At 68.6% G+C, this 12,847-nt stretch carries 15 protein-coding genes; 8 read left to right on the plus strand and 7 right to left on the minus strand.

Annotation, left to right across the window (positions count from 1 at the left end; genetic code table 11):
- Positions 1–14: 14 nt before the first annotated feature.
- Together DB31_RS26550 and DB31_RS26555 are read right to left on the minus strand one after the other, a co-directional pair.
- A complete protein-coding gene (locus tag DB31_RS26550; RefSeq protein ID WP_044192673.1) occupies positions 15–575 on the minus strand; it encodes a hypothetical protein in 561 nt (186 codons plus the stop codon).
- Positions 576–610: 35 nt separating this feature from the next.
- Complete coding sequence (locus DB31_RS26555; protein WP_044192674.1) at positions 611–985, minus strand: Mpo1-like protein; 375 nt, start codon at positions 983–985, stop codon at positions 611–613.
- 16 nt (positions 986–1,001) lie between these two features.
- Between DB31_RS26555 and DB31_RS26560 the strand changes: the two genes are divergently transcribed.
- Complete coding sequence (locus DB31_RS26560) at positions 1,002–2,069, plus strand: hypothetical protein (protein WP_044192676.1); 1,068 nt, start codon at positions 1,002–1,004, stop codon at positions 2,067–2,069.
- 13 nt (positions 2,070–2,082) lie between these two features.
- On the opposite strand, the gene DB31_RS26565 is transcribed toward DB31_RS26560, so the two are convergent.
- Positions 2,083–3,549 carry a hypothetical protein gene (locus tag DB31_RS26565; protein WP_044192677.1) on the minus strand — a complete coding sequence of 489 codons (1,467 nt, stop codon included), beginning with the start codon at positions 3,547–3,549 and terminating at the stop codon, positions 2,083–2,085.
- Between the two features lie 256 nt (positions 3,550–3,805).
- On the opposite strand from DB31_RS26565, the gene DB31_RS26575 reads away from it, so the two are divergent.
- Positions 3,806–4,285: a cupin domain-containing protein gene (locus DB31_RS26575; protein WP_052420257.1), complete on the plus strand. Its 480-nt coding sequence runs from the start codon at positions 3,806–3,808 to the stop codon at positions 4,283–4,285.
- A gap of 15 nt (positions 4,286–4,300) precedes the next feature.
- Here DB31_RS26575 and DB31_RS26580 read toward each other — a convergent pair whose 3' ends face one another.
- Both DB31_RS26580 and DB31_RS26585 read right to left on the minus strand, forming a co-directional pair.
- Complete coding sequence (locus tag DB31_RS26580; RefSeq protein ID WP_044192679.1) at positions 4,301–4,768, minus strand: hypothetical protein; 468 nt, start codon at positions 4,766–4,768, stop codon at positions 4,301–4,303.
- Between the two features lie 42 nt (positions 4,769–4,810).
- Positions 4,811–6,247 (minus strand): aminotransferase-like domain-containing protein, encoded by a 1,437-nt coding sequence (locus DB31_RS26585; RefSeq protein ID WP_044192680.1) that lies wholly within the window; start codon positions 6,245–6,247, stop codon positions 4,811–4,813.
- 200 nt (positions 6,248–6,447) lie between these two features.
- Between DB31_RS26585 and DB31_RS26590 the strand changes: the two genes are divergently transcribed.
- Positions 6,448–6,792: a DUF2917 domain-containing protein gene (locus DB31_RS26590; protein ID WP_083968710.1), complete on the plus strand. Its 345-nt coding sequence runs from the start codon at positions 6,448–6,450 to the stop codon at positions 6,790–6,792.
- Between the two features lie 76 nt (positions 6,793–6,868).
- Complete coding sequence (locus DB31_RS26595) at positions 6,869–7,180, plus strand: hypothetical protein (RefSeq protein WP_044192685.1); 312 nt, start codon at positions 6,869–6,871, stop codon at positions 7,178–7,180.
- Between the two features lie 25 nt (positions 7,181–7,205).
- On the opposite strand, the gene DB31_RS26600 is transcribed toward DB31_RS26595, so the two are convergent.
- Positions 7,206–8,408 (minus strand): DUF819 family protein, encoded by a 1,203-nt coding sequence (locus DB31_RS26600; RefSeq protein ID WP_240486902.1) that lies wholly within the window; start codon positions 8,406–8,408, stop codon positions 7,206–7,208.
- Positions 8,405–9,433: a dipeptide epimerase gene (locus tag DB31_RS26605; protein WP_044192689.1), complete on the minus strand. Its 1,029-nt coding sequence runs from the start codon at positions 9,431–9,433 to the stop codon at positions 8,405–8,407. The genes DB31_RS26600 and DB31_RS26605 overlap by 4 nt, the downstream gene beginning before the upstream one ends.
- 95 nt (positions 9,434–9,528) lie before the next feature.
- On the opposite strand from DB31_RS26605, the gene DB31_RS26610 reads away from it, so the two are divergent.
- The 4 genes from DB31_RS26610 (at position 9,529) to DB31_RS26620 (ending at position 12,847) form a co-directional block, all read left to right on the plus strand.
- Entirely contained in the window at positions 9,529–10,941 is a 1,413-nt protein-coding gene (locus DB31_RS26610) for a M20/M25/M40 family metallo-hydrolase (RefSeq protein ID WP_044192690.1), read from the plus strand.
- Between the two features lie 148 nt (positions 10,942–11,089).
- Entirely contained in the window at positions 11,090–12,226 is a 1,137-nt protein-coding gene (locus tag DB31_RS26615; RefSeq protein WP_044192967.1) for a peptidase C39 family protein, read from the plus strand.
- A 226-nt stretch (positions 12,227–12,452) separates the two neighbouring features.
- Positions 12,453–12,563 carry an Rpn family recombination-promoting nuclease/putative transposase gene (locus DB31_RS50030; RefSeq protein WP_205628572.1) on the plus strand — a complete coding sequence of 37 codons (111 nt, stop codon included), beginning with the start codon at positions 12,453–12,455 and terminating at the stop codon, positions 12,561–12,563.
- A 44-nt stretch (positions 12,564–12,607) separates the two neighbouring features.
- Positions 12,608–12,847, plus strand: a complete 240-nt coding sequence (locus tag DB31_RS26620; protein ID WP_157232189.1) for a hypothetical protein — start codon at positions 12,608–12,610, stop codon at positions 12,845–12,847.

The raw sequence follows: 12,847 nt of genomic DNA on the forward strand, positions 1-12,847 counted from the left end.
GGGGTGAGGGCCCATCAGAAGCCATGGGGAAACCTCTCCCGCATCTTCGGGCGGTTGTAGATCTGGCGCAGGAACTTCATGAACTGTTCAGGCGTCGCTTTGGCCTCGCGCTTGAGCCACTCAACAACTTCTTTGTCCACATCGCGGTGCCATTCCTGGTAGCCGCAGTGCGACTCTTTGTCTTTCGCTTTGGCCACGAAACGCTTGTCGCGAGGCTTGTACAGCCCACGCAGCGCCTCATGTTGCTCCAGCTGCTCGGCGATCGGCCGGGAGATGATGTGGTGGTCCTGCCCCTTGCAGTCCGGTGGCTCCTCCGAGGCTTCTGCATTCGCCGAGGCTTCGGTGGACTCGCTGGCTTCTTCCTCTTGGGCCGCCTCCTCCGCGCTCCTGAGCGCCTCCAACCTCAGCGCGGCCTTTGCAAGGGCGTCCTGAATCTCTGCAGCCTTCTCCGGGTTGATCTTGGCCAGTTCCTGGCAGGCGGTCAGCCGGCCCTGCTTGCAGAAGGACACCAGGGTGCCTTCGCCAGGGACGGCAGGAACCTGGGAGACCACGAGGAGAAGCAAGAGTGCGAGCATGCGCCTCCTTATCGTACCCGTTCTCCCTGGGGAGCCTATCGAGAGGCGGCTGCCTGAACCGTGTCCCTGTTGGCGCCCGTCCGTCCCGCCTCGGCGCGCTCCAGGTGCGGGCCGAGCTGGCCCACCGCCATCAACCCCAGCATCCGGAAGTCGGAGATGAAGGACCAGAGCGGGTACTTGAAGGTCGCGGGCCGGTTCTTCTCGATGCCGAAGTGGCTGATCCACGCCATGCCGTAGGAGGACACGAGCGCCCCGAGGATGAGCGACGGCCGCCCCTGCGCAATGGCGGTGCCGGCAATGACGAGGCCCACCGAGGTCCCCACGAAGTGCATCCAGCGGGTGACGGCCCGGGAGTGTTCACGGAGATAGAACGGCCAGAACTCGGCATAGGTACGGATGCGGTCGGACATGGAATAGTTATCCCCCATGGCGGACTGGATCCCCAAGCCCAACCTCGCGGTGGACCTCAAGCGCCTGACACTCACGCCCGAGGAGGGTTTCGTGCTCTCCCGCCTGGATGGGTACACCTCAGCCAGCCAGCTCACCGCCGTCACCGGCTTTCCGCCCGAGCGCATCCAGACCATCTTGACGCGGCTCGTCGCGCAGGGCGCCCTCCTTCCCAACGCTGTGGCCCCGAACACCCCTTCCCGCGCTGCTCCGCCGCCCGTGCAACAGGCTTCCGAGCCCGCTCCTGACGAGATGCCCGCGCTCGAGGCCATGCCCGAGGAGGTGGAAGCCAGCGCCTCCGAACCCGACGAGTCCGAACCTGTCGAGGACGAGCACCCGGATGCACTGGGCAACTACCGGAAGCTCTTCGAGACGCAGCTCCACCCGCTCCCCGAGGACGAACGCAAGGCTCGGGCCCGAGGCGCGGAGGATCCGGAGCTGTCCGCCTTCTGCTTCGATCCCGTGCCCGCCGTCATCAAGTCCGTGATGGAGAACCCGCGCACGGGCCTGGCGCACGCGCGGCTCATCGTCCGCCACCACCACAACCCTGTGGGGCTGGAGGCTGTGTGTTCGCGCGCGGCCTTCGCATCGGATGGAGGAGTGCGCCGCTGGCTGGTGCGAAACCCTCAGCTACCCGGAGGCCTGTTCCGGCGCCTGTGGAGCGGACGGCGGCTGATGGAGCTGCACAAGACGTCCATCGATCGAGACATCCCCGAGCAAACACGGCGCACCGCTCGCGAGCTGCTGCGCCACCGCTTCACCTCGGGCCCGGCTGAGGAGAAAGTGGAGCTCATCCTCAACACGGAGGGCCGCTCGCTCGCGTCGCTCACGGGGATGGCGGTGGACGGGAAGACGGCCTCGCTGCTGTGCGGCCGCACGTACCGCTCGCCGATGCTCATCCAGAACATCGCCCGGTGGAGCGCGGCGCCGCCCGCCCTCATCGCCCACCTGCTCAAGCAGGAAGCCGTCCGGCGGCAGCCGCAGCTCCGGATGCTGCTGCAACGTCACCCCAATGCCCCCGCGGACGCCCGCCGCGGGGAGCACTGAGCCGAGCCTCACCTTACTGGCAGTCGGTCGCCGCGAAGTAGCCGAGCAGCGGATGGCTGTTCTCAGCCGCGGTCTCCTTGCCCACCAGGCACTTCCCCGCGGGCACGGTGACCGTCGCGTCCTTGCCCTGGAGCAGCAGCTCACCCGACACCACCTGCAGGCCGCCCGGGAAGCCCTTCGCCGTGTTGGCCTCCACCGGGCGGATGCTCGGGGCATTGCCACCGCTCAGCCGCACGCGGTAGCTCTGGTCCTCGTAGAAGGAGGGCACCCCGGCCAGCGGGTCCGCCTTGAGCGGCGCCATGAAGAACTTGGCGGCCAGGTCGAACTCGGGCAGCACGCGAATCAGCGGCAGGCCATCCGCGCCCTTGGAGAGGTTCAGATCGAAGTGGCGGCCGGACAGCGCGTTCAGGTCCGCGGTGATGACCTTCGTGCCGTTGAGGCTCATGTAGCTCTGCGCATCGCCCAGGCCCACGTGCGCGATGACGAAGTCATTCTGCGCCTCCTCAGCGCTGAACTCGAAGGACAGGCCGGACAGCGAGTACACCACCTGCTGGCTGGACAGCGCCGAGGTGCCGCCGTACGGGCCCTTGTACTCGGTGGTGCCCAGGTTGAGCGCGAAGCTCAGGCGCTTGGCATTCGCGTTCATGCGCAGCTCGGACAGCGGGTTCGCCTTGGCCGTGGAGAACGCGTGCGTGGCGCCGTCCTCATCCACTTCGATGCGGATGCCGTCCAGGATGCCGGTGCTGAAAGTGAGGTCCTGCGGGCCGTTCTCCGTGAGCCGCAGCTCCACCTTGCCCGCCATCACGCGCGGCAGCTGCGCGGCAGCCTCAGGCGCCAGGAAGATCACCGTGTCCTTGGCCTCGCCCAGGTCCATCGCCACGGCCATCGACTTCTCGGCGAAGCTCAGCATCAGCGGCTCGTCGTGATTGGGACCGAACTGGAAGCCCAGATCCAGGCCATCCTTGTCCGCGCGGGTGGCGCGAATGCGCAGCTGCAGCTGGTCCACGGCCTTCACGCAGCTGGCGTCCGCCGGAGTCTCTCCCACGGTGCACGCGTCCTCACCCTGGATGCGGAAGAAGAGCGAGTCGCCCTCGGTGCCCTCGACGTTCGCCTCGGTGAAGATGCGCTCGCGCAGGTACTTCTCCACCAGCGCTGCCTGGGCCTCCGCTGCCGCCGGATCCACCTGCACGGGGTTGCTCGGCATCCCCGACTCACAGCCCTTCGGATCCGTGCAGGTGGATGGAGAGCCCATCAGCGGCACCGCGCCAAAGGTCTTCTGGAGGATGGCAGCCGTCGAGCCCATGCTCTCCAGCGAGGACATCTCGCTCATGACTCGGGCGCTGGCGCTCGCGGCACGGATCATGTCGGCGGTGCGCGCGGCAGTGGTGTCGGAGACCTCCTTCACATCCGGAGCATCGCTGCAGCCAACGCCTCCGAATGCCAGCATCAGGGTTCCGGTCAGCCAGAACTTCGTCTTCATGCGGTGTTCTCCTTGGTGAGACGGGGCGTCGCGGCAAGAGCAAGCGCTGCGCCAAGCAGGCAACGCCGTAACCTCGCGAAACGAGGCACCCCGTCACGGCCATGTTAAGGAGAGTTCTGACATCCCTGTCAGGCGGGCGGTGCGAAGGACTTGCCCTGCCGGCCACGGCGTACTCCATGGTGATACTGGAGCGGCCGATGCGGGACACGCGCGCACACACGAGGACGGCGGTCACGGGCGTGGTAAATCCAGGGACATGACGCGTCCCCGGATTGTCCTCCCCTTGTTGGGCGCTGCGGTGCTGGGACTGGCCGCGATGTCCTGGGCCTCCGAGCCCGCCGCTGCGCCTCGCTACCGCGTGTCCACGAAGGAGGCGCCGCGTCACCTCATCGCCAACGGCAAGGGCTCGGCCACGCTGCTGCTCAACGCCTCCACGGGCGCCACGGCCGCGTCCGTGACGCTGCTGGAGCTGGGCAAGGGCTCTGGCGTGCCCGAGCACATCCACGAGTCCAGCGCGGAGATCCTCTATGTCGAGGACGGCGCCGCGGAGATGACGGTGAGCGGGCAGAAGCTCCGAGTGGAGAAGGGGGACGCGGTGTACATCCCCGCGGGCGCGAAGCACTCGGCGCAGGTGGTGTCCGAGGGGCCGTTTCGCGCGGTGCAGGTCTACGCTGGACCGGGCCCCGAGCAGCGCTTCACTCAGGGCCCTCGCGTGGACACGAAGCCGGGGAACTGAGGCAGGCGCGCGGCGTCAGTCCCAGTTCAGGGGCGCGAAGCACTCGCCGCACTGGCGCTGCGCGAGGTCCAGCCACTCCAGGGCCTCTTTCAGCACGGCCTCAGTGGGCCCGCTGTGGATGTCCAGCACGGCGTAGAGCGTGCCGAAGCGGTTGGCCACGGCCAGCACCGCGCCTCCGGGTGAAGCCCCCAGCTCCTTCATCAGCTCCTGGGAGACCCGGCCCTCTGAGTCTTGGAGCGCCCCAGGAGGCAATGGCTCGCCCAGCCGGCCTGGGGGCACCACGGAGAAGACCTCGATCTCCTCCGAGCGCCAGCCTGGGGCTCGGGCCATGAGCATCCGGTGGAGCGCATGACAGATGTCGCAGCCCGGGTGCAGCACGGCCACCAGCATGTCACGCCGCTGCCAGGCATCCAGGGTACCCCGAGGCGGACCGCCCGGCACAGGGAGCTGGAACAGAGGAACCTCGCTTCGGTCAGCAGCCATCGTCGGACCTCCCTGGGCTCCCATTGAAGGTAACACCGAGGCTCAGGCAAGGCTCCGCGCCAGGCTCCCCAGCGTGGCCATTGCGGCCTCGATGCGAGGAGACCACGGGTGGCCGCAGTTCAGACGGATGTGGTGGGAATAGCGCCGGGCCTGCGCGGAGAAGATGGGGCCGGGCGCGATGCTGATCCCCGCCTCCAGCGCTCGCTCGTGGAGGATGAGCGCATCCACCGTGGGAGGCAGCTCGACCCAGAGCAGCGCGTTGCCGGTGGGCCGCGTCGCGCAGGTGCCCTGGGGGAAGTGCTCGGCGATGGCCTCGCGCATGCGCTCCACCTGCGCGGCCACCCGGCGCCGCAGCGTCCGGAGGTGCCGGTCGTAGCCTCCGCCCTGGAGGAAGCGGGCGATGGCGAGCTGGGGCAGCGTGGGCGTGGCCACGGTCTGCGCGAACTTCAGCAACTCCACGCGCTCGCGGTAGCGGCCGGGAGCCACCCACCCCACCCGGTAGCCAGGGGCCAGGGTCTTCGAGAAGGAGCCACACAGCAGCACCCGTCCGTCGGTATCGAATGCCTTGCAGGGCCGGGGGCGCTCCGCGCCGAAGTGGAGATCTCCGTAAAGATCGTCCTCGATGAGGGGAACGTCGTGCTGGGCGAGCAGCGTCACGAGGCGCTGGCGGTTCACCTCGGGCATGCAGCTGCCCACGGGGTTGCTGAAGCTGGGCACGATCAGCACAGCGGCCACGCGCCGCTTGGCGAGCACTGCCTCCAGGGCCTCGATTTCCATTCCGTGCCGAGGGTGGCAGGGAATCTCCAGGGCCCGCAGCCCGAGCGCCTCGATGGCCCGCAGGGTGCCGTAGTAGGCGGGGGACTCGATGGCGATGGTGTCGCCGGTCCTCGCCACGGCGAGGAGGCTCAGGTGGAGGGCCTCGGAGGCGCCACAGGTGGTGATGAAGTCATCCGCGCCCAGGGTACAGCCCCAGTCGAGCGCGCGACGGGCGAGCTGTCTCCGCAGCTCCGGACAGCCGGGCGGCATGTCGTAGGCCACGGCCAGCTCACCGGCCTCGCGAGCCAGGAGCGCCAGCTCGCGGTTGAGGCGCCGGGTGGGCAGCAGCTCCGCGGCGGGGATGCCAGCACCGAGGGGCACCATCCGGGGATCGCTCGCGGACCGGTACACACGGGCCACGAGCGCGCTGACGCTCACGGGACTGGCAGTGGTGGGGGGCCGGGAGGACACCTGAGGCTCGGCGGGCAGAGGGCGCTCGCGCCGGCGCACGTAGTGGCCCGACTGGGGACGCGTCTCCACGAGCCCCATGGACTCCAGGTGGACGTACGCTTGCAGCACGGTGGAGATGCTCACCCGCTCGCGGGTGCTGAGCTCTCGTACGGAGGGCAGGCGCTCCCCAGGCCGCAGCGTGCCGGTGGCGATGGCGTCACCAATGCGCTCGGCCACCTGCTCGTACAGCTTTGACCTGTGGGCTGTGTCCATCGTGCGGTCCTCTCAGCGGGCTCGTGCGGTCCTGAACCCGGTTGAATAACGGCAGGGGCTGGGGCGGCCCAGATACAGCTGACCTCATTCTGGACCGGCACAGTGGCCATGGTACCCACTGTACTGGTCACAATTTCAACCTTCTGAATCTGTTCTTGTTCCTGCCTCGGGCGCATCTTGGGTGCCACAGGAGGCGGACGATGACGAATGTTCTCCTTGGTACGGGATGGATGCGCAGGGCCTTCGCGAAGCTGCTCCCAGTGCGGTGCCCCGTGGGGTACGGCACGGTGACGCTGGCCCAGGGCGAGCTCTGGAGCCGCCGGGTGCACGCCTACAGACTCACCTTCACCTGCCACGAGGGCTGGGTGTGGCTCACGCGCGAGGGTGATGCCGAGGACCATGTGCTCGCGGCCGGTGACTCGGTGCAGCTGGACCAGCCAGGGCTCGTGGTGGTGCAGGCGCTGCGGTCAGCACGCTTCGAGCTGCAACGGGCGACGCTCGAAGGGACGGACCTGCCGCACACGCCGAGAGCCGTGTCAGGGTAGGGTGCTATGTCCCAACTCCTGTGGTAGGATGCATCCGTTCGTGAGCAAGCGAGCGGTACCCGGGAGGACGGTGAACATGGCGAAGTCGATGGGCGGGGAGCTGGTGCTGCAGTTGCTCCACGAGTTCCGGGACCACCAGCAGGACTACCAGGGCTTCAAGCGGGAGATGCGGGAGTTCAAGCACGAGATGCGGGAGTTCAAGCACGAGATGCTGAGCTTCAAGGCCGTCACGGAACAACGTCTGGACCTGTTGCACCAAGGCCTGGTGCAGGCGCATGACTACCTGAAGCTCCTGGTGGAGATGGTGCAAGACGTGCGGCAAGCTTTGAACAAGCACAGCGACCAACTGGCCGATCACGAGCAGCGGATCATCATCTTGGAGAAATGATTGAAGCCTTCCGGCTCCTCCCGTGTCAGTGGAGGAGCTGGTACACCTGCTTGAGCATCGCCGCGCTGATCAGTCCACCGTAGGTGCCCAACACGTAGCCCAGCACGGCCAGCAGCACGCCCACGGGTGCCAAGGCCGGGTGGAAAGCCGCGGCCACCACCGAAGCGGACGCTGTGCCTCCCACGTTTGCCTGTGAGCCCACCGCCGCGAAGAAGATGGGCGCTCGCAGCAACCGCCGTACGCCCAGCGTCACCGCCGCGTGGATGGCCATCCACACCATGCCCACCGCCACCAGCGCCGGAGCGTCCAGGAGGCGCCGGAACTCGGCCTGCGCACCGATGGTGGCCACCAGCAGGTAGAGGAAGACCGAGCCCATCCGGCTGGCCCCCGCCCCCTCCAACCTCCGCACCGGAGTGAAGGAGAGGACCACGCCCACGGTCGTCACCAGCAACACCACCCACGTGAAGCCCGTCACGACGCTGCCCAGGTCCGGCAGCTTCGAGGCCACCACCGTACACGCCACCGTCGCCCCGAAGGCGATGGCCAGCATCCACAGCAGGTCCGCCAGACTCGCGGGCCGGGCCGTCTCGGCCTGAAGGCGCTCCACCTCTCCTCGCACCGCGTCCAGTGTCCGCCGATCCGCGCCAATCTTCGCGTCCATCTGCTGCTCGCGGCCCGCGAAGGACAACAGCACCGCCGTCCAGATGTTGGAGACGCCCACGTCCACCACCACCATCATGCTCAACGTGCTGTCTTTGGCACCCACGCTCTGGCCAATGGCCACGAAGTTCGCACTGCCGCCGATCCACGAGCCGCTCAGCGCCGCCAGCCCCTTCCAGGCTTCCTCTCCCAGCTCGGCCGGCACCAGCCCCCCGAGCAGCAGGTACGCCAGGGGTCCTCCCAGGACGATGCCCACCGCTCCCGCCAGGAAGATCACCACCGCGTTGCGTCCCAGCCGGGCAATCGCGGGCAGGTCCACGGAGAGCACCAGCAGCACCAGGCTCGCGGGCAGCAGGTACGCGCGCACGAAGCGGTACAGCTCGGACTGGAGCGGAATCACGCCCAGGTTCGAGAGCAGCGTGGGAACGAAGTAGATGAAGACGAGCAGCGGCACCACGCGGAAAAACCGCCCGAGCACCGGATGCCGATCGGCCAGGAACAGCAGGCCGACGACGCCCAGCAGCACCGCGAGCACCGACATCGGGTCCTGGATGAGTGCCGGGCTCACGCGCGCGTCCGCGGCTCCACGCCCAGCCCCGGCCCGTCCCCGAGCTGGATGCGCCCCTCCACCACTGGGTGTCCCTGGAAGGGGTCCTCGGCGATGAGCAGGTTGCCGTCCAGGTCCAGCCAGTCCGCCAGGGGCCCCAGGTGCGCCGCAGCAGCGATGCCCACCGACGTCTCCACCATGCACCCGATCATCACCTTCAGCCCACAGGCCCGGGCCACATCGATGATGCGCAACGTCTCGCGGATGCCACCGGCCTTCTGCAGCTTCACGTTGATGCCGTGGTACCCCTCGGCAAGCCGCGGCACATCCGAGGCGCGAATCAGGGCCTCATCCGCCACCAGCGGCAGCGGCGAGCGCGCCTTCAGCCACTTCGCGCCCTCCTCGTCCGCCGCGGGCAGGGGCTGCTCCACCAGCTCCACACCCTGAGTGGCCATCCACTCGATGTGCTGGAGCGCCTCTTCGGGACGCCAGGCCTCGTTCGCATCCACGCGAATCACCTTGGAGGTCGCCGCCCGCACCGTGCCGAAAACTTCGCGCACCCGGTCCGCGCCCAGCTTCACCTTGAGAACCGGGTACGGCTCGGCCTCGCGCACCTTGCGCGCCAGCGTCTCCGGGTCGTCGATCCCAATGGAGAACGAGGTGATGGGCATGCGCGCCGGATCGACTCCGATCAGCCGGTACAGCGGCGCCCCGAGCACCTTGCCCGCCAGGTCATGCAGGGCGATGTCCACCGCCGCCTTGGCCGCGCCGTTGCCGGGCACGGCCTCCTGGAGCGCCTCCGAGAGGTCACGGAAGTAGCGCAGGTCCTGCCGGTCGAGCACGGGTGCCAGCTTGCCCAGGGACTCCAGCACCGTCTCCGCGGACTCGTGGTAGCGCACGTTGGGCGCGGCCTCGCCGATCCCCACGTGCTCTCCAGAGCGCAGCTCGACGAAGACGTTGCGCTTCGAGGTGCTGGTGCCTCGGGAGATCGTCCAGGCGTGGCGCAGCGGCAGTTCGACGACGCGAGGATTCAAGGCGGGGGGCATGGGCGGTCGGGTTCTCCAGGTCGGTGAGCCCTGTAGCACGACTTGTCCCGGCGATGAGGCGGGAAGGCATCGGGCGGGGTACAACGCACCCGCTCATGCGCTCCCTTCCCTTGTGCCTCACCCTCATCGCCCTGGGTTGCAGCCACGCGGCTGGACCGGCCTCCCCTTCGCGTCCGCGTACTGCGGACACCGAACTGCGGACGCTGCTCGCCGAGCTCGTCGCGGTGGACACCTCCAACCCTCCCGGGAATGAGACCGCCGCCGCCCAGGTGGCGGCAAAGTGGCTGCGCGAAGCGGGCATCGAGGTGGAAATCCTCGAGCCTGCCCCTGGGCGCGGGAACCTGCTGGCCCGGCTGAAGGGCACGGGCGGCGGCCGTCCCATCCTCGTCCTGGCACACCTGGACACGGTCCCTGCCAAGCGCGAGGAGTGGGCAACCGATCCCTGGCAGCTCACCGAGCGCGAGGGCTTCCTCTATGGCCGCGGTGTGCAGGACAACAAGGGCATGGCCGCCGCGAGCGTGCTGGCGCTGCGGCGGCTCCAGCGGGAGGGCGGGAAGCGATCGCGAGACCTCATCCTGTACCTCGGCGCGGACGAGGAGGTGGGCCCTCGCTACGGGCTGGAGTGGATGCTGGCGAACCGTCCGGAGCTGCGCGAGGCCGAGTTCGCCCTCAACGAGGGGGGCCTCACCGAGCTGGCCGCGGACCGAAGCCGGGTGCAGTTCGTGGCGCTCCAGGCCGCCGAGCGTGTCTCCCGGGACGTGGTGCTCAAGGCCACGGGCCCAGGGGGCCACTCGTCCGCGCCGCCCGCGGACCCCAACCCGCTGGTACGGGTGTCCGCGGCGGTGGCTCGCATCGGGGCCCTCACCTTCCCGGCCCGGCTGACGCCGGCGGCGCGGCTGCACATCCAGGGGCGTGCTCCCCGGACCGCCGGCGAGCTGGGCGAAGCGCTGAAGCGCATTGCCGCATCACCCGACGCGCCACCTTCGGACGCGGTGGATACTGTGGCCCGCCTGGATCCGGCCCTGGCGGCGGTGATGCGCACCACGTGCACACCCACCGTCTTCCAGGCGGGCACCCGCCCCAATGTCATCCCCGCCACTGCCGAGGCCACCATCAACTGCCGGCTGCTGCCGGACGAAGACGCCCCCGCGCTCAAGGCCCGCCTTGTCGCCGCGGTGGCGGATCCCTCCGTCCAGGTGGAAATGAACACGAGTCCTCCGAACTCGCCCATGTCGCCCGTGGGGGATAACGCGATGTTCCAGGCCGCGAGGGCCGCAGCGTCCCAGGTGTGGCCCGGCGTGCCCGTCATCCCCCGCCAGTCCACCGGCACCACCGAGTCGGCCCTGCTCCGGCGTGCTGGCATTCATGCCTACGGCATCGACCTGTTCGCGCTCACTCCCGAGGATGCGCGCACCGCGCACGCTCCCAACGAGCGGGTGCCCGTGGCCTCGCTCCAGCCAGGCGCCGAGTTCGTCTACCTGCTGCTCCACGAGCTGGTGAAGGAGTAGGACTCGGAGTGGATGCGCTGTGCGTGGAAGCAGGCCCGTGATTAGCTCCGCGCCCGTGACCGTTCGCTCTCATTTTCTTCTCGTTCCTCTCCTGGCCCTGGCGGGGTGTGCAGGATGGTCTCGAACGAACCCCGTGGTGGAGGGGCCCGTGGCGCGACAGTGGCGGCTCAGCGCGGCGACGCGTGACTTCGAGCGTTTCTCCCGGGAGGGCACGGTGCTCGCCGGAGATGGCGCGCTGGAGTTGGATGCGACAGCGCCCTTAGGCTCCGCGCCCTTTCCCGCAGGCAAGGAAGGCGGGCCTCCGCCGGTGGAGAGCTACCGCTTCGGCACAGCCGTGCTGGCGGACCACTCCATTCCCACCGGCTTCACCCACGCCGTGCCCTCGCTGGAGGCGCTCACCCCCCCGGGCACCTGGGTGCGACTGACGCTCGCCGCGCGCGTGGGGGACACGTGGACGAAGGACTACGACTTCGGCCCCTGGGCCTTCGACAAGGGCACCGTGTCGCGGCGCAGCGTGAACGGCCAGGAGGACGCACTGGGCAAGGTCCTCACCGACACGCTCGCCCTGAAGAAGCCCGCGCAGGCCGTCCGCGTGACGGTGTGGCTCTACTCCACGCAGCCGGGAGTGAGCCCGCGCATCCGCGCCCTCTCGCTGGCGCTGAGCGATAGCACGCGCACACCCACGGATGGGGCGTCGGATCGCGTGGGCTGGGGCACGGTGCTGGAGGTGCCCGGCCTCTCGCAGATGATCTATCCGAACGGTGGGCCTGTCTGGTGCTCGCCCACGTCCACCACGATGCTGCTGAGCTACTGGGCTCGGAAGCTGAACCAGCCGGAGCTGGCGGAGACTGTGCCGGCCGCCGCCGCCAACACCCTGGACGAGGTCTACGACGGCACGGGTAACTGGAGCTTCAACGTCGCCTATGCCTCGGCGATGGGCGGTGGCGCCCTTCACGGCATGGTCGCGAGGCTCGACTCCTTCAGTCAGGTGGAGCGGCTCATCGCCGCGGGAATCCCCGTGAGCATCAGCATCGCCTATGAACAGGGAGAGCTGACGGGAGGCGCGTCGCGCAGATCGGACGGGCACCTCATCGTCGTGAAGGGCTTCTCTCCGCAGGGAGATGTGGTGGTCAACGACCCCGCGTTCCCCAGCGACGACAAGGTCGAGGCCATCTACAAGAGGGACGAGCTATGGCGCGCCTGGCGCCACTCCGGCGGCGCCATCTACTTGCTCTGGCCGTCGGGGACTTCTCTCCCCGAGGGCGCCCTCCACTCGGTGCCCTGAAGCCTGGCGAGAGAAGCTGAGCGCTCAGCTCCGTTGCCCCATCCGCAGGCGGGCTGCTGGCGCAGGCGTGCCCCAGTGGTCTGCTTGTCAGACAGGTTGGAATCGGACGCAGCCAAAAGGGACACCGTCTCCACAGCGAGACGGAGTGTCTCCGTCCGTGGACTTTCTGCTCCCCTCTCGCCTCTGGCAGAGGGTTGGCTCGGGAGTTGCTTTGGCGCCTGGGCGCATGGCTGGCCCGCACGACCGCTTCTTCCGCTACGTCTTCAACGCTCCCGCCCGGGCTGAGTCCCTGCTGCGCCACAACCTGCCGGTTCAACGGTCTGCCGAGGTGGAGTAGTCCTGTTACCTTCCATCCTGGAGTCGGAGAGGGCAGAGACCATCATGAAAACCATGGCAGAGGTGCTCAGGGAGCAGGGCCACAGCCAAGGGCTCATCGAGGGAGAGGCCAAGGGCTTGTCCAAAGCCTTGCTCCGTTTGCTCGATGCCAAGGGCCTCCGGATGGATGACGCCTCCCGTCAGCTCATCCAGCGCTGCAAGGATGTCCCCACGCTGGAGCGCTGGCTCGAGCGCGCCCTCGGCGCCACCCGCCTCTCTGAAGTGCTGGACGGCCCGGCGCAGTAG

Origin of the sequence: Hyalangium minutum, from assembly GCF_000737315.1 — a bacterium.
Taxonomy (GTDB): Bacteria; Myxococcota; Myxococcia; order Myxococcales; family Myxococcaceae; genus Hyalangium; species Hyalangium minutum.

What these genes read in the sequence shown, in the direction of transcription:
- DB31_RS26550 (WP_044192673.1), bottom strand. Translation starts at nt 575, where the DNA reads ATGCTCGCACTCTTGCTTCTCCTCGTGGTCTCCCAGGTTCCTGCCGTC.
- DB31_RS26555 (WP_044192674.1), bottom strand. Translation starts at nt 985, where the DNA reads ATGTCCGACCGCATCCGTACCTATGCCGAGTTCTGGCCGTTCTATCTC.
- DB31_RS26560 (WP_044192676.1), top strand. Translation starts at nt 1,002, where the DNA reads ATGGCGGACTGGATCCCCAAGCCCAACCTCGCGGTGGACCTCAAGCGC.
- DB31_RS26565 (WP_044192677.1), bottom strand. Translation starts at nt 3,549, where the DNA reads ATGAAGACGAAGTTCTGGCTGACCGGAACCCTGATGCTGGCATTCGGA.
- DB31_RS26575 (WP_052420257.1), top strand. Translation starts at nt 3,806, where the DNA reads ATGACGCGTCCCCGGATTGTCCTCCCCTTGTTGGGCGCTGCGGTGCTG.
- DB31_RS26580 (WP_044192679.1), bottom strand. Translation starts at nt 4,768, where the DNA reads ATGGCTGCTGACCGAAGCGAGGTTCCTCTGTTCCAGCTCCCTGTGCCG.
- DB31_RS26585 (WP_044192680.1), bottom strand. Translation starts at nt 6,247, where the DNA reads ATGGACACAGCCCACAGGTCAAAGCTGTACGAGCAGGTGGCCGAGCGC.
- DB31_RS26590 (WP_083968710.1), top strand. Translation starts at nt 6,448, where the DNA reads ATGACGAATGTTCTCCTTGGTACGGGATGGATGCGCAGGGCCTTCGCG.
- DB31_RS26595 (WP_044192685.1), top strand. Translation starts at nt 6,869, where the DNA reads ATGGCGAAGTCGATGGGCGGGGAGCTGGTGCTGCAGTTGCTCCACGAG.
- DB31_RS26605 (WP_044192689.1), bottom strand. Translation starts at nt 9,433, where the DNA reads ATGCCCCCCGCCTTGAATCCTCGCGTCGTCGAACTGCCGCTGCGCCAC.
- DB31_RS26610 (WP_044192690.1), top strand. Translation starts at nt 9,529, where the DNA reads ATGCGCTCCCTTCCCTTGTGCCTCACCCTCATCGCCCTGGGTTGCAGC.
- DB31_RS50030 (WP_205628572.1), top strand. Translation starts at nt 12,453, where the DNA reads ATGGCTGGCCCGCACGACCGCTTCTTCCGCTACGTCTTCAACGCTCCC.
- DB31_RS26620 (WP_157232189.1), top strand. Translation starts at nt 12,608, where the DNA reads ATGAAAACCATGGCAGAGGTGCTCAGGGAGCAGGGCCACAGCCAAGGG.